Here is a 15,482-nt window from a genome sequence, read left to right on the forward strand (position 1 = left end):
GAGCGCGCCGCGCTCATTCCGCCGATTCACGACGGCGTGGGCAGCCCCAGCGCCTGCGCCAGCACCCGCCACGCCTTCGGCAGCTGCGCCTGGAAGTCCGGCCAGGTGTGCATGCCCGCCGCGGTGTACTCCAGGGTGGCGGGCATGCTCAGCTGGGACAGGCGGTCGGCGAACCGCTCGGTGCAGGCCCGGGCGCCCGCTTCCAGCGCCGCACCGCCGCCTGCGGTTTGCAGCGCTTCCGCGACCGACGGGGAGTTCGCGACCGACACCAGATCCGCTCCCGTCGGCAGCCCGGTCGCCGCCGAGAGGTAGACGGCGGTGTCGCGCAGGTTCTCCGCGTGCAGCAGGCTGTCGTGCGCGGCCCACTCCGGTGAGGTCGGCGGGCCCCAGAGATTGTTCACGTTGCCGCCGCGCGAGGCGACCGTGATGGTGGTCACCGCGTGCCCCAGCGGGTCGGCGGTGGAGTAGCACCCGCTCATCCCGGCGACGGCGCGGTACCAGCCCGGATGGCGCTGGGCGAGCATCATCGCCGCCTGCGCGCCCATCGATACCCCGGCGATGGCGCGACGCCCGTCGGTGCGCAGCAGCGACTCCACGATGGGTGGGAGCTCGGTGGTGAGGAACGTCTCCCAGCGGTTGAGTCCGAGTGCGGCGTCCTGCCGGACCCAGTCGCTGTACATGCTGCCGGTGCCGCCGCCGGGCAGCACCACGTCCACCGGCTTGCCCGCGAAGAACTCGGCGGCTGCGCCCTTGGTCAGCCATGCGGACGTGGCATCGCCGTCGACGCCGTCGAGTAGATACAGCACCGGGCGCGGCGCCGCGCCGCTGCCGCGCAGGATGTCGACGGTAATGATCCGGCGCATCGCCGCCGAGGCGATCGACAGCCGTTCGTGCCCCCCGCCCAGGTCCTCGATCGAGAGCAGCCCGGTGCGGGTCATGGCGGGGTCGACGGCGGGCGGCGGGGTCTGGGGCACCGGATCAGCGAGTACGGGCGCAGCGGCAGCGGTGGCGATGAGAGCCATCGCCACCGCGGTGATCGGCATACGTAGGCTCATCCGGCTGCGGCGGCCCGTTCCGCTTGTCTGGCCGCGGCGCGTTCGCGCTGTTCCTCGAACCGGCGCGCCCGGATCTCCAGGTCTTCGAGGTAGGCGTGCAGTTCCTCGCGGGCTCGTTCGCCGTCGCCGGTCAGATCGTCGCGTTCGAAGACGTGCCACGCGCGCAGCACCGGACGCACCACCACATCGAGATGCTGACGCAAGTCGTAGATGCCGTGCTTGGCCAGCAGCACGGCGTTGCGCCGGAAATTCGGCTGGGTCAGCCCCGGCATCTGGAATCGGGTGACCACGCTGGTGATGGCGCGCAGCGCTTCGTTCGGCACCAGGTCGAGGGCCGCGGCGCTGATGTTCCGGTAGAAGATCATGTGCAGGTTCTCGTCGGCGGCAACTCGCTGCAGCATACGCTCGGCGATCGGTTCCTCGCAGGCCGCTCCCGTATTGCGGTGGCTGATCCTGGTCGCGAGCTCCTGCAACGTGACGTAAGCGACCGAATGGAGCAACCGCTCCTCTTCGTCGGGCGTGGCGAAGCCGGTGGTCATGTGCGCCATCCGTGCCTGCTCCAGCAGCACTGGATCGACCGCGCGGGTCACGACCAGATAGTCGCGCATCACGATGGCGTGACGGTTCTCCTCGGCGGTCCACCGGCCCACCCAGGTACCCCACACCCCGTCCAGCGAGAACGCCTCCGAGATCTCCTGGTGATACGACGGCAGATTGTCCTCGGTGAGCAGATTGGTGATCATCGCGGTCTGCGCGACCTCGGAAAGCGCGGATTGCCCCGGCTCCCAATCGATTCCGCCGAGGGCGGCGAAATTGCGGCCGTCGTCCCACGGCACGTAATCGTGCGGATTCCACGATTTCGCCTTGCGCAGATGGTCGTTGAGCAGGCGTTCGGCGGTGGGCTCCAGTTCGCGCAGAATATCGCGATCGGTCAACGCGGTGGTCACTGGCACTCCTTTGCTCACCCTCGAGATCAGGGCACAGTCGACGATAGCGGCGGAATATCAGGCAGAACGGCCGATCACGCGATCGTTGGACGAGGTGACGATGGCCATATGGCCCGGCTGGGGCAGTTCACAAGCCGGGGCATCGCCCGCGTCGGACACCCGGTACAGCCCCGGCGGCCCGCCCGCCGCCCGCAGCCGGTCCAGCAGATCGTGGGCGCGACCGGCCAGTTCCGGGATGCGCGCGGTGCGGCCGGTGGCCACCGCGGCCGTCAACGGGACCTCGGCGGCCTCGCCGACGATGGCCAGCACGTCGTCGGTCATGGTGAATGTTCCGGTGCGGGCGGGTACGTCGTCGAGCGGCACCAGCACCGTGCCGCCCGCGGCGGAGAGCACCGACAAGGCCCGTGAGCCGAGCGGACCGGCCAGCGCGGCCTGCACGCGACGGAGTTTTCGCCGGGCCGCGTCCGTGCCCGTGCCGGGTCTTCGCTCGTCCGGATGCGCCGGAATGCCCAGCGCGACGACCTGATACGACCGTGCGATCGGAATGCCGGTCGCCCTGGCGAGTTCGCCGACCGCGTGCCCGCCCAGCAGCGCGGAGACCAGCGTCTGAGCCGCAGTCTGATGTTCCCGCGCGACCGCGCGATGCTCGTCGACATAAGCGGTCGACGCCGCCACGGTCACCATCTCCAGTACGTGGACCGCCAATCGCGCACCCGCGAGAAAATGATCGGTTCGCTCGTCGGCGACCTCGTCGGCGAGGAATTCCAGGCCGCTGCGGATTTCGTCGTGATATGCGCCGAGCACCGTTTCCAGTGTGATGCCCTCCCGCGCCCAGCGCGAGGCGAAACCGGCGATCTCCGGCAGCCGGACCGCCGCGGGCGCCGGACGCGGAGCCAGTAGTTCGACAGCGGCCGCCAGACAATTCCGCGCGGTCGTCGCGATATCACCGGACGCGTCGCGGCCGGAACGCCCGGCCAGGTGTGTGACGAGTTTCGACGTGAACGTCTCGGTACTCGTTCTCGGCTGCCTGCCCATCATGCCTCCCGAAGGTTAGCGTCGGATCGTGATGGAATCGAGATATGTTCCGCCGAATCGGGTAAGTCATCAGCGGCCGCCCGACCCGTTGGGCGCAATCACAACTTTTCGCTGGAAGTTCGCGGGGACCCGCGTCCCGCACGGGCAGAACCGCTGCGGCACCGGGGTTTTCGGATCCGGCCCCATGCCTTCGCGGGCGCACCGATTTCCGGAGTATGTGACGCAGCGCCGTCCGCGCATTTCCGGCGCTGCGTCGAGATCACCCTAGATCCGCGGGCACCGCCTGAGTAGTCCGCGTGGGCGCTCTGGGGACGGTTCATCGACACCCGCGGCCACGATTGGGACGTCGCACAGTCCGTGTCGTCGCGGTGGGCCGGGGCGTCGCGTGCTATGAACCGAGGGCCCGAAAGGCACACCTATGAGCTGTTCCATGAGATCTTCCGAACCGCTGTGCAGCAGATCGCGCCGCCGATAGCATCGAGCGCCGCGCTGCCGTACGGCGTCGCGACGAGTTTCGAAGGGCGACAACACATATGAGCGGTACGCGAGAGAAGCTGCACGAGCTGCGCGGAATCCTCGAGCTGGCCGAAGAACCCGCGGGCGAGAACGGCATCGCGAAGCGCAAGGCAAAGGGCATTCCCAGCGCGCGGGAGCGGGTGCGCGCGCTACTCGACCCGGGAAGTTTCGTGGAGATCGGCGCGCTGGTGCGCCAGCCGGGCACCCCGGGAGCCATGTACGGCGACGGTGTGGTCACCGGTCGCGGGCGGATCGACGGTAGGCCGGTCGTGGTGATCGCGCACGATCAGACCGTCTTCGGCGGCTCGGTCGGCGAGATGTTCGGCCGCAAGGTCGCCGCGGCGCTGGATTTCGCCACCAGGAACGCCTGCCCGGTCGTGGCGATCAACGACTCCGGCGGCGCCCGCATCCAGGACGCGGTCACCTCGCTGGCCTGGTACGCGCTGATGAGCCGCCGCCAGGAACGACTGTCGGGCTTCGTCCCGCAAGTGTCGATCATGCTGGGCAAATGCGCGGCCGGGTCGGTCTACGCACCGGTCAACACCGACATCCTGATCGCGACCGAGAAATCCTACATGTTCGTCACCGGCCCCGAGGTGATCAAGGAAGTCACCGGCGAGGAGGTGACCATGGAGGAACTGGGCGGCGCGCAGGCACAGGCGGCCAACGGCACCGTCCACCATGTCGCCGCCACCGAGCAGGACGCTTTCGACTGGGCCAGGACTTATTTGGGCTATCTGCCGTCGAGTTGCCTCGAGCCGGGCCCGGTCGTCAATCCGGGCTTGGAGCCGCAGGTCACGCCGCACGATCTGGAGCTGGACTCGATCGTTCCCGACTCCGATCGGCAGGGCTACGACATGCACGAGATCTTGCTGCGCCTGTTCGACGACGGTGACTTCCACGAGATCAGCGCTGCGACCGCGCAGAACCTGATCACCGGCTTCGCCAGGGTGGACGGGCGCAGCGTCGGGGTGATCGCGAATCAGCCGCTGGTCCTCGGCGGCGCGATCGACGCCAAGTGCTCGGACAAGGCGACGCACTTCATCCGGCTGTGCAATGTCTTCGGGCTGCCGCTGATCTTCGTCGTGGACACCCCCGGCGTGCTGCCGGGCGTGGAGGAAGAGCGCAGCGGAGTGATCAAGCGCGGCGGACGGTTCTTCCGCGCGGTGATCGAGGCGACGGTCCCGATCGTGACCGTCGTTGTCCGTAAGGCCTACGGCGGCGGCTACGCCGTGATGGGCTGCAAGCAACTCGGCTCCGACGTCAGCCTGGCCTGGCCGACCGCGCGCATCGCCGTGATGGGCGCGGAGAGCGCGGTCAGCATCGTCGGCAAACGGCAGCTCGCCCAGGTGGCCCCGGAGGACCGCGCGGCCGTGCGCGACGCCATGATCGAGCAGTACAACACGACGGTGGCCACGCCGTGGATCGCCGCCGAGCGCGGCTACATCGATGCGGTGATCGAGCCCTCGCAGACGAGACTGGAGATCCGCCGGGCGCTGCGTCTGCTGCGTGAGAAAGAGGCGAGCGCCGAGCCCAACCCGCGCAAGCACAGCCTTTTTCCGGTCTGAGGCGCACCGGACCCGGTTATGTTGTGTCACAACATAACCGGGTCTATGTGGTGGGATCTCCGGCGATCAGCGCCGAACCGGGCCGTCCGGCACGCCGATGCCTTAATCTCAGGTCAGTGCCGGGCCCGCTTCGTTCGCCGCGTGGCGGCCCGGTACGCGACGTGCCCGCTGCGCCTGTTCCCTACCCTCGCTCGGCGGGCACGCCGCACCAAGGCTCAGCCGTGCCCCCAGGTGAGATCGGCCGCCACCCACTCGGTCTCCCACCTGCGCAGCCGCCGCCGATCGAGACCGCGGCGCAGCAGCAGATAGCTGCCGACGAGCACGATCGAAACGCCGAACACCGCACCGGCGGTCAGCATCACCGCCTTGCTGGCGGGCTGGGTCGACGACGGCGGCTCGACGATCGCGCCGCGTTCGTTCAGCCAGATCGGCACGCTGGAACCCGGCTCGACCACCGTGGTCGACTGATAGTCGCCGGTGTGTGCCACGCCGTCGGCATCCTTCCAGGACACACGTGCGGGCACGACCGGCGCGTACAGCGGCGCCTTCCCGGTTTCGATCACGGTGGCGTCGACTCGATGCAAGCGTGCCGTCTCGGCCCGCACCGCGGCCGTCTCGACGCGGTACACCCGGCCGCCGACGGTCAGCGCGAGTATGGGCACGACTATCAGGAACACCAGGGCCAGCAGCACCGCGACCCCGGTCTGCACACGGTCTTCACTGCGGCGCAGCGGATTGCGATCCAAGCCGACGCGGCGGCACGTCCGGCGGTACATGTTCACCGACCCGGTAGGCATGACGGTGACTCCTCGTTGCGAATTTCGGCGGTGAGGGTGACGAGGGTGTCGAAGAACTCTTCGACGAGGCCGGGCAGGCCCATCGGATCGGGGCCCGCCGCCCAGCTCTGTAGCGCCGCGAGCAGCATGCCCGCACCGGCGCCGACGGCGACGGCCGGGCGCGGATCGGTCTGCGGATCCACGCCCAGCCGTGCCGCGATGATCCGGACGGACTCGCGTTGCCCATCGATGCGGATGCGCTGATAGCCGGCGAACAGTTCCGGTTCGTCCTCGAAGCGCTGGAACAGCGCCCAGCGGCGGGCGAGCAGGGACGCACGGGCCCCGCCGTACTCGGTGGCGAGCCAGTCGTGGACGGCGCCGCGGTAGGCGATCAGGGGCGGCTCGGAAAGGGGACGGTGGCTCAGGGCTTCGTTGAACAGGTGCACATCCTGGTCGACATCGCCGAGAATCGCCTCTTCGATCGACGCGAAGTGCCTGCTGAACGTGCGCCTGGTGACACCGGCCCGCAGCGCGATGTCCTCGACGGCCACCGCGTCGAGCCCCCGCTCGGTAAGCAGGTCGAACGCCGCGCGCGACAGCGCTTCACGGCTGCGCAGAGTGCGCAGCCGACGGCCGTCCAGACCGACACCGTCGTCGCTCATACACGTGAGCATACCCCTATTGTCCCAATGGGACAATACTTTGCTCTTGCCCGGCATGCGCATCACCTCGCAGAGAAGATGCCCGATTCGGATGCGCTGAATCGCACGGACGAGACGCCGGGAGGGCGGCCGGCGGCCGGTCAGCTTCTCGGGTTGTCCACCGGTTCGTCGACGGTCGGCGGAATGCCGTCGCGCAAGATCTGGAGCAGCTGGCCGGAATGTTCCGGTGACGGGGCCAGCAGCGAAAGTTGGTTCAGCACCGTGTAGTACACGTCCAGGTCGGCGATCTTGTCCAGATACAGCGCGCTGGTCAACTGCTGGAGATAGACGATGTCGGGCAGATCGGCCTCGGCGAAGCGCAAGACGGTGAACGCGCCGTCGGTGAGCGCGGGGCCGCCCACGTGATCGGCCAGGATCTGAATGGTGACGTTCGGCCGCGCCGCCGCGTGCAGTACGCGGTCCAGCTGCGCGCGCCAGACGGTCGAGCCGCCGATCCTGCGGCGCAGCGCGGCCTCCTCGATGAGCATCCACACCTGCGGCGGGTGCGGACCGGCGAGGATCTCCTGCCTGCGCATGCGCAGCGCGACCCGGCGTTCGATCGCGTCCTGCGGCTCGCCCGGATGCGACAGCGTGAGCAGCGCGCGGGCGTACTCCGGGGTCTGCAGCAGTTCGGGGACCGCCCGCGGTTCGTAGCAGCGGATCAGCCGGGCCGCCTGTTCCAGCCCGAGGTAAGTGTCGAACCACTTCGGCAGCCAGTCGTTGTCTCGCGCCCACCAGCCCGACGCATTGGCCTGCCTGGCCAGTTCCAGGTATCGATCCCGTTCCGCGGGGTCGGTCACCTCGTAGAAGTCGAGCAGGTCGACCAGATCACGTTCCCGGCAGCCGGTGCGCCCGAGCTCCAGCCGACTGATCTTCGAATGCGACCCACGAATGGCCTCGCCCGCCGCTTCCCTGGTGATGTTCCGGCCCTCGCGCAGGCGACGCAGCCGGCCGCCCAAAATCATCCGCAGCACCGTCGGCCCGCCTCCGGACACCGGCTGGGCGCCGAGCCCCGCCGCATCGGCCGCCTGTCGTACGTTCGAAGGACGCATGCCCCGAGTCTGCCATGTTCACCCAGTCGTTATCTACGGCCGAAAGTCCCTGTACCGCCGCGCATTCCCGGTTCCACCGGGCCGGTCAGGCCGGGCCGGACGGCAGCTCGACGATCTGCGGCTCACGCTCGCGCAAGGCCGCGACGAGATCGCGGGTGTACTCGGGGGGCGCGGCGTGCACCGACAGCAGATTCGCCACCGCCCGGTAAGCCGCGAGATCGGCGTCCTTGTCCAGATACAGCGCGCCGGTGAGTTGCTGGAGATACACGATGTCCGGCAGATCCGACTCGGCGAAACGCAGCATGGTGAACGCGCCGTCGGACACCGCGGGGCCGCCGACGTGATCGGCGAGCACCTGCACGGTGATGTTCGGCGCGTCCGCGACCCGCAGCAGGTGGTCGAGCTGGGCCAGCCACACCTGCGATCCTCCGATTCTGCGCCGCAGCGCCGCCTCCTCGACGATCAGCCACATCTGGGGCGGGTCCGGCCTGGTCAGGATCTCCTGGCGGCGCATGCGCAGGGCCACGCGCCGCTCGATCGACTCCTCGTCCTCGTGTGGATGCGCGAGCACGAACAGCGCGCGGGCGTACTCGGGGGTCTGCAGCAGTTCCGGGACGACCCGCGGCTCGTAGCAGCGGATCAACTGGGCGGCATGCTCCAGCCCGAGATAGGTGTCGAACCACTTCGGCAGCCAGTCGGCGTCGTGATGCCACCATCCCGAGGTGTTCGCCTGCTTGGCCAGCCGCTTGAACTCCGCGCACTCCTCCTCGTCGGTGACGCCGTACAGCGCGAGCAGGTCCACCAGATCCCGCTCCCGGAAGCCGGTACGCCCCAGTTCCAAGCGGCTGATCTTCGAGTGCGAGCCACGGATCGCCTCGCCCGCTTCCTCCAGTGAGATGCCGCATGCCTCACGCAGCCGACGCATCCGCCCGCCGAGGATCATCCGTAGGGCGGTCGGGCCGCCCTCGGCGGCGGGAGCCGTTCCACGAGCGATGGATTCGTTCTGAGGCCGCACAACCGAAGCACGCATGTACCGAGTCTCGCATGTGCGGTGCCCGCACTCCAGCACCGAACCCCACCAACGGCAGCGTATGCGCAGGTGCAAGCACATCCGCAAGATCATTTTCAAGATCGCCGGGATGACTGCTCGCTCTGCCGAACGGTCACGAGGTGCCCGTTCGCACAGCCGACCATCGGTCCGGCAGCACACGAACCGCGGAAGGCAAAGCGACGAGTGGGCCGCGGGGCGCGGGGCGATATCGAAAACCGTTGCGGCCGAGTAGTTCCGCTGCGCGACCGCGCACCGAAGCGATGACCGCACGGCCCGGCGCCCGCCGCCGCCGAATCCGGGTGACGGCGGGCCGCTCGGTTCAGCGCAGCACTACGTCCGCCGTCGCGCGACCGAACAGCTTGCGGTCACCGCAGGTCGCGGTCAAGGCGATAGTGGCCGCGCGGCGCTGTGGGTCCAATTGCTTGACCCGGCCGCGGAATTCGATCGCGCTCGCTCTGGTCGCCGAAACCGGGGCGAACCCGGCGAACCGCACCCCGTACCGCGTCACGGCGGCCGGATCACCGAGCCACGAGGTGAGATACCCGGCGCCGATGCCCATGGTCAGCAGTCCGTGCGACACCACGTCGGGCAGTCCGGCGCTGCGCGCGACCACGTCGCTGAAGTGGATCGGGTTCGAATCACCCGAGACGCCGGCGTAATTCACCAGATCGCCACGAGACAGCAGCACGGTCCGCGGGGCCAGTTCCATGCCGACGGACAGGTCCTCGAAAGCGGGGACGGTACGGGGCGTGCGCGGCTCGTCGGTGGTGTCCGCCGGCAACGCCTCGTCGAAGCTCTCGACCAGCCCGCCGTCGTCGCCGGACCCGCGCCCGGCCGCCGTGTTCTCGCGGTCGGCGGCCGACTGCCCGGTCATGATCACGCCCTCGACCGCCGCGCGCAGATCGGCGGCGAGGTCCACCCCGGTCTGCGCCACCGCCGTGGTGTGCGCGGTCTGCAACACTTCCTTGTGCTGGTTGCTCAGCACGTTCCTGGTGACCATGAAGTCCTTGTCACCGAACTGCCGGAACGACTCGATGTAGGATTCGCACCGCACCTGGTCGCCCGCGACGATCGGCCGGTGCACCCGGATCGTCTGCTCCGTCTGCAGCACCTGGCCGAGGTCGTAGCCGGTGAGCACGGACTCGAACATCTTGCGCTGCATCAACATGAGCACGATCGAGGAGAATGTCATCGGCGCGACGAGCCCGTCGAAGCCGAGTTCCGCCGCGGCGTCTTCGTACCGGTGGGCGGGATGGCCGTCCTGCAGCGCTCGCGCGAACTCCCGGATTTTCTCGCGCCCCACCTCGTACGAGTCGGTCAGGCGGTATTGCCGCCCCACCAGTGCCTTGGCTTGTTCGGACGCGGTGGTCGTGATGTCGTTCATGTGCCTCTCTCGGGAATCCGCCGTCACCCCCGCCCGGACCGGCCCACCGTACCGAAGCAGCGACGACGCCGTAGGAGCGCCCTCGCCAGATCTGGGCATACCAACCGAAGGACCGAAGGGGGACACAGGTTGATCGCGATCGCGGGCACCCCGCGTTACCGGATTTCCCCGCGCCGTCACACGGTCAGCACTCGTCGGGCGCCTGCACTCCCCGCAGCCTGTCGTCCAGCCAGATCATGGCTTCCGGATAACCGAGCGCACCAGCGATGATGTGCTCACCCAGCACACTGCGGTACACCGCGGGCACGCCGAGGCCGCATTGCTCCAGATAAAGATCCCGCGCACCCGCGGCCGGGATCCAGAACTCCTGCTCGCCGTTGTAGACGTAGAGCGGAGTCGCCGACCGCATACCGGCCATCTTGGTCACCCGATAGATGTCCGCGGCCAGCGCCGAATGCAGCGGATCGGGGAAATTCGCGGCGATGTCGATCGGCAGCATCAGCACGCCGATCGCCCCGAAGCTGCTGCCGCACATGTTCTTCACCGGCGAGGTCGCCACCCACTGGGCGAGATGGTTCATCCCGGCCAGGATCTCCGGCCGCTCGCGGCCGATGCCGAACACGGCACCCATGAATATCGCCGAGGCGAGGTTGCCATTCATACTGCGGGCCAGGATCTCGAAGTCGGCGGGCACGCCGCCCAGCGCCGCGCCGACGATCACGTCCGCCAATTCCGGTGCGTAGCCGTCGATCAGCTTCACCGCCCCGTGCGTCGCGATCGCGCCGCCGGAATATCCCGCCAGGCCGAACTTCGCGGCGCCGAACTCCTCCGGCAGCAGCCCGCGCACCGCCCGGATCGAGTCGAGCACGGCGTGCCCGGCCACGATGGGTTCGGCGTAGGCCATCGAAGGGCCCTCGTGGTCCGGGATCAGCACGGCGTACCCGCGCAGCGCCGCCAGATGCGTCGTAGGCGGCAGGAAGTCGGTGGCGCTGGTGTCGGGGTTGAGTCCGTGCGCGAGGGTGTATCCCGGCGTGCAGGTACGGCCGAGGGCATCGATGGGCAGGTTGTTCACCACTACCGGCCGCTGACCGGGCCCGGGCCACGGTGCGGCGGGAACGATCAGCGTCGCCGTGGCGTACGACGGTGCGCCGTGCGCGTCCGTCGTACGGTACTTCACCAGCAGCGCACGCTGGATCGGCAGCAGCAGCAACGGCGCGGCCGTCGCGCGCACGTCCCGGACCTCGATGACCTGTCCCTCGGCCGATTCGTCGAGATTCGGAGGCCGTAGGTCGAACATCGGGTCGCCGACGGCGGAGGGCAGCGTCGCCGAACGCAGCGCGGCCAGCGACGGCGACAGCGTAGTCGCCTCGTGCGCGGGCGAAATCGGCTCCGGCAGCGGCGCGATCGGCGGCGGCGGGATCACCTGATCGATGAGTTGTTGCAGCGCGGGCAGCAACCCGCCCGGCGGCGGCGCGGGCGGCGGCTCTGCGGCGGCGGGGACGGCCAGGACCGAGCTGGCGGCGAGCAATGCCACAGCAATGGCACGCGAAATCTTCATGGCACACGCCTTCGGGTGCGAACGGCAACGTCGTCTGGCACCCGGGCGCACTGGCCTTCGACCCCCGAAATGTCCCCTGTCAGACCCGGAGCCAGGACGTCAGGCTACGTCAGCGCCCTGGGCTGGACGCAGTAAAGCGTCCGAGTTGTGTTGTCGCGTATCCATATCGCAACAACCGGCCGAGACCCCTTTCCGGAGAGTGGGTCCCGGCTCGGCCGTTCACGTATCGTCGCTCAGCAATTGCTCGGCGCCGGCTCCCCACGGAAACGAGCGTCCAGCCAGTTCAGTGCCGCGGGAATACCGAGCACCGCCGCCGTCAAGTGGTCCGGCACCGGGATCTCCTCGGTCTGCACCCTCGCGCCCGCCGAACACCATCGCTTGTCGGTGTTGACCACCGCGTCGATCGGGATGAGGCCGTCGATCGGCGAATGCCATTCGAACACCGGCGTCTTCGGCACGCCGTCGTAGAGTTCCAGGCTGTTCTCCTCGACAACGGCGCGCGCGGTGTTGTCGGTGATCATCGAGGTCGTCTTGGCGAAATCCAGCGCACCGTGACCCGCCCCCGTCGAGAGGATGTCGTTGGTGCAGCTGTTGGCGATCTGCGCGCGAGCGGCCAGACCCCGCTCGTTCAGCTGGTCGCTCAGCGGGAAGCGAGTCGGGTACTCCCGTTCCAGCCCGAACCCGGCGGCGAACGCCAGACCGAACACCGGGTGCGGGTTGAGTCCCAGCCCCTCGAGCATCTTCACCAGATTCATCGGCACGCCACCCATGGCCGCGCCCGCGATGTCGAGGTCCGGCGCGTACTTCGGCTGCAGAGCCGCGGCCCACGCGGTGGCCATCCCGCCACCGGAGTATCCGACCATCGCCACCGGGCTGCGCTGCACCCCGAGCTCGTTGACCTGCTTGACGGCGCGGATCCCGTCGAGCGTGATCTGCCCGCCGAGCTTCGCGGCGCCGTAGGCGAAATTCGGGCCGAGGTGGTCGGGCAGCGCGACGCTCCAGCCGCGCGCCAGCAGCACGTTCCAGCCGGGCGCTTCCCGCACGATGAGGTTCGGGTCGCCGGTATAGAGCACCCGGGAGACCGAGCACTCCGAGCCGAGCCCGTTGATGATGTGCTGGAACGACAGGAGCGGACCGTCCGCACGATGCGCCTTCGGCGTCAGCACCGTGGTGGTCGCCGCGATCGGTTTCCCCTCCGAACTCGTCGACCGGAACCGGATCACGGTCACCGTGGTCTCCGGGAAGATCGCCAGCGGCGGCATCACCCTGGTCGCGATCACGTCGCCGGGCTTGCGGTCGGCGATGTCCGCCGGCGTCGCGTAGAAGGGATCCGGATCGGGTTCGGGATACAGCGGCGCGCTGGTCGCCGCGCCTGCCATGCTCGCGATCAGCACCAGCCCCGCGGCCATCGCTCCGATCGCACGTGCGAGACGTCTTCGCCGCACTCCCCTACCCAACGAACGTGGGCCCTGACTCATCGACGTGTGCCTCCTGAATCGTCCGACGCTGTGCTCATCCTCGGCAACATCACCCGCGTGGGATACCGCCCGACGCGATCATGTTGACAATTCACAAGTTTGGGTCGCCCGGGCTGTGCCCGCGATGCGCCCCGGCTCGTGACTGTACCCCACGACGCCACGTCCGTTCTGTGACATTTCCAGCCGATAACCTGCTACATGTTCTCAGCAGTGGCGGCCCTCTACCGTCAGTCCTACCGGCGCGGCTGCCGCGCCGGCCGGAAGGAGACAGTGGCATGGACGGCACTGTGCACAGACTCGCTGACCGTGACGACACCCAGGATCCGCCGACCCGGCGGGTCACCGTCTACTTCGACGGGCCCACTCCCGAGGATGCGCTGGTCCTCGAATACGCGGCCACCAAAACCGAGGCGTGGGAGTTCACCTCGGCCGCCGCACACGCCGGGCTCACCGTCACCGTCGACAGCCAGGTCCGTCCCGGTCTGCGTAGGCTACCGTGCCATTCGCTCTGGCGCTGAGCGAGCGGACTCAGGGCCGATCGAGCACGCCACGCAGGAAGTCGAGCGCGTCGGGAAACGCCTCGCGCGCCGCGCCGAGATGATCGCCGGGATACCAGCCCACCCGCAGATCGGTCCCCGCGCAGCGCAGCTCGGCGATCAGCTCGAGCGTAAGCGGCGCGGGCACCTCCAGATCCGTCAGCCCTTGACCGAGGTACAACGGCACCGAGTAGCCGCTCGTGGGAACCTTCAACATCGCGCGCACCGCGGCCAGCAGCGCGGGGTCGTCCAATGGCCGCGACAGCATGGCCCCGATGCCGATGCCGGACACCTGCGCGTCCGCCTCGGCGGCGCAGTCCGCTTCCACGATGCGCAGGACATCCCGGCCCACCGGGGTCAGGTAGCCGTCGATGTCCAGCTCCGGCGCACTGGCGCGCAATCCGGCCAGCAGCATGCCGAAATAGGTCGTCGTCTTCTGCAACGGCAGCCGCGGCAACCAGGGCCCCGCCAGCGGGAACACCGCGTCCAGATTCGACGGCGCGCCGGTCGCGGCCGCCCCGCGCAGATCGAGTTCCGGCGCGTCGCCGGGCGCGAGATGGGCGGTGAACAGCGCCGCGTGCCCGCCCTGCGACTGACCGAACACCGCCCAGCGGGTACCGAGCGAAGGGGCGACCGCCCGTGCCGCGCGCACGCCGTCGATGATGCTGCGGGCCTGAGCGGGACCGTCCAGATAGGGATGCACGCCGGGGGTGCCGAGTCCGACGTAGTCGGAGATCACCACCGCATAGCCCGCGCGCAGCAGATCCGGGTACACCGACGTCAGGTAGTAGTCCCGGGGTCGCAGCGTGAACGCGCACTCGTCGGCGATCCCGGAGGTGCCGTGCGCGTAGGCGACGATCGGCCAACCCCCTTGCGGCGGAGCACCTTCGGGCAGATAGAGCACTCCGGTGCTCAGCATGGGCCCGCGCGGGCCACGCGACCGATACGTCAGCCGTTCGGCGGTCGTCGCCCCCGCCACGTGCAGACGGTCCGCCAGTTCCTCGAGGTCCGTCACGGTGCCGGGCGCCTCGCCCACCCCGGCGCGCGCGGGCCCGGCCAACGCGACCGTCACCGAGACCACGACGCCCGCCGCCCCCACCATGAACCGTCCACACCGCACCGACCGACTATCCCCAGCCGCGGCCGCACCGGCAAGCCACCACAATCGGTGGCCCGGCCGGGCGCGGCCTCGCCGGGACCGCCCGGGCTCGCTAGGCTCGGATGAGCAGGCCGGAAAACCGGTGCCGAGGAGAACACAGGAGGCTCGACCGTGGGGCAGCGGTACCCGTATCGCCTCGTCACCCGGCGTCGCGCCGCCGTACTGCTCGCGGCGGGGCTGCTGCCTCTGCCGATCGCCTGTGGAAACGATTCGCCCGATCCTTCGGCGGACACCACCACGACCGCGGGCACGACGACCACGACCGTACCGACCGCGCCGATATCGACACCGCCGGCCGCCGTGCCGTCCGTCGACCCCTACGCGGGACAGCCGCTGATCGATCATGTCACCTGGACCGAAGCGATCGACGGACCCCGGCTGCTCGTCTTCCCGACGCAGGCCGGGCGGCGGACCACCTTTCCCGGCTCGGACGAACGGGCGTGGCAGGAGGTCGTGGCCGGCTCGGCGGACGCGGACGCACCGGGCATGCGCGATCAGTTCGTCTGCCACTGGGCGTGGGCCCGGCTGGTCCAGCCGGACAAGCCCAGCTGGAACCTGGAACCGTGGCGTCCGGCGGTGGGCTACCAGGCCACCGTCGAAGCGCGCTGTAATCCCGGCGGCCCCGAGCGCTGAGCGCGGGCGCCGCCCCGACCGGAAGGAGCGATC

14 protein-coding genes are annotated in these 15,482 nt (G+C 69.2%); 3 read left to right on the forward strand and 11 right to left on the reverse strand.

Annotated elements, in window-relative coordinates:
* Positions 1 to 26 precede the first annotated feature (26 nt).
* From ACWEO7_RS16190 to ACWEO7_RS16200, 3 genes are read right to left on the reverse strand one after another with little or no spacing between them, the layout of a single operon-like run.
* The gene (locus ACWEO7_RS16190) at positions 27 to 1,043 is read right to left on the reverse strand and encodes an alpha/beta hydrolase (RefSeq protein WP_452424075.1); all 1,017 of its coding nucleotides are present in this window, start codon (positions 1,041 to 1,043) and stop codon (positions 27 to 29) included.
* An 8-nt stretch (positions 1,044 to 1,051) separates the two neighbouring features.
* Positions 1,052 to 2,002: an acyl-ACP desaturase gene (locus ACWEO7_RS16195; protein WP_452424076.1), complete on the reverse strand. Its 951-nt coding sequence runs from the start codon at positions 2,000 to 2,002 to the stop codon at positions 1,052 to 1,054.
* A gap of 57 nt (positions 2,003 to 2,059) precedes the next feature.
* Complete coding sequence (locus tag ACWEO7_RS16200) at positions 2,060 to 3,040, reverse strand: transcriptional regulator (RefSeq protein ID WP_452424078.1); 981 nt, start codon at positions 3,038 to 3,040, stop codon at positions 2,060 to 2,062.
* A gap of 530 nt (positions 3,041 to 3,570) precedes the next feature.
* Between ACWEO7_RS16200 and ACWEO7_RS16205 the strand changes: the two genes are divergently transcribed.
* Positions 3,571 to 5,121, forward strand: a complete 1,551-nt coding sequence (locus ACWEO7_RS16205; RefSeq protein ID WP_452424079.1) for an acyl-CoA carboxylase subunit beta — start codon at positions 3,571 to 3,573, stop codon at positions 5,119 to 5,121.
* Positions 5,122 to 5,336: 215 nt separating this feature from the next.
* On the opposite strand, the gene ACWEO7_RS16210 is transcribed toward ACWEO7_RS16205, so the two are convergent.
* The 7 genes from ACWEO7_RS16210 to ACWEO7_RS16240 all read right to left on the reverse strand — a co-directional run bounded on the left by ACWEO7_RS16210 (position 5,337) and on the right by ACWEO7_RS16240 (position 13,052).
* Positions 5,337 to 5,918 carry an Rv1733c family protein gene (locus tag ACWEO7_RS16210; protein WP_450020063.1) on the reverse strand — a complete coding sequence of 194 codons (582 nt, stop codon included), beginning with the start codon at positions 5,916 to 5,918 and terminating at the stop codon, positions 5,337 to 5,339.
* Entirely contained in the window at positions 5,900 to 6,559 is a 660-nt protein-coding gene (locus tag ACWEO7_RS16215) for a TetR/AcrR family transcriptional regulator (RefSeq protein ID WP_452424081.1), read from the reverse strand. Before ACWEO7_RS16215 ends, ACWEO7_RS16210 begins: the two co-directional genes overlap by 19 nt.
* A gap of 140 nt (positions 6,560 to 6,699) precedes the next feature.
* Positions 6,700 to 7,650, reverse strand: coding sequence for a helix-turn-helix domain-containing protein (locus tag ACWEO7_RS16220; protein ID WP_452424082.1), 951 nt, complete (start codon positions 7,648 to 7,650; stop codon positions 6,700 to 6,702).
* A gap of 85 nt (positions 7,651 to 7,735) precedes the next feature.
* Positions 7,736 to 8,680 carry a helix-turn-helix domain-containing protein gene (locus ACWEO7_RS16225; RefSeq protein ID WP_450020069.1) on the reverse strand — a complete coding sequence of 315 codons (945 nt, stop codon included), beginning with the start codon at positions 8,678 to 8,680 and terminating at the stop codon, positions 7,736 to 7,738.
* Positions 8,681 to 9,020: 340 nt separating this feature from the next.
* Positions 9,021 to 10,085 (reverse strand): fused (3R)-hydroxyacyl-ACP dehydratase subunits HadA/HadB, encoded by a 1,065-nt coding sequence (locus ACWEO7_RS16230; protein ID WP_452424083.1) that lies wholly within the window; start codon positions 10,083 to 10,085, stop codon positions 9,021 to 9,023.
* A gap of 184 nt (positions 10,086 to 10,269) precedes the next feature.
* Positions 10,270 to 11,643, reverse strand: coding sequence for a lipase family protein (locus ACWEO7_RS16235; RefSeq protein WP_452424085.1), 1,374 nt, complete (start codon positions 11,641 to 11,643; stop codon positions 10,270 to 10,272).
* Positions 11,644 to 11,876: 233 nt separating this feature from the next.
* A complete protein-coding gene (locus ACWEO7_RS16240) occupies positions 11,877 to 13,052 on the reverse strand; it encodes a lipase family protein (RefSeq protein WP_452424087.1) in 1,176 nt (391 codons plus the stop codon).
* Between the two features lie 344 nt (positions 13,053 to 13,396).
* Here ACWEO7_RS16240 and ACWEO7_RS16245 point away from each other — a divergent pair, with 344 nt between their 5' ends.
* Positions 13,397 to 13,639, forward strand: a complete 243-nt coding sequence (locus ACWEO7_RS16245) for a hypothetical protein (protein WP_452424088.1) — start codon at positions 13,397 to 13,399, stop codon at positions 13,637 to 13,639.
* 10 nt (positions 13,640 to 13,649) lie between these two features.
* Here the strand turns inward: ACWEO7_RS16245 and ACWEO7_RS16250 are convergent, their stop codons facing one another.
* Positions 13,650 to 14,759 (reverse strand): lipase family protein, encoded by a 1,110-nt coding sequence (locus tag ACWEO7_RS16250; protein WP_452424134.1) that lies wholly within the window; start codon positions 14,757 to 14,759, stop codon positions 13,650 to 13,652.
* A 168-nt stretch (positions 14,760 to 14,927) separates the two neighbouring features.
* Between ACWEO7_RS16250 and ACWEO7_RS16255 the strand changes: the two genes are divergently transcribed.
* Positions 14,928 to 15,449, forward strand: a complete 522-nt coding sequence (locus ACWEO7_RS16255; protein WP_452424090.1) for a DUF2599 domain-containing protein — start codon at positions 14,928 to 14,930, stop codon at positions 15,447 to 15,449.
* The last annotated feature ends 33 nt before the right edge of the window (positions 15,450 to 15,482 follow it).

It is taken from the genome of Nocardia sp. NPDC004260, assembly GCF_053603155.1.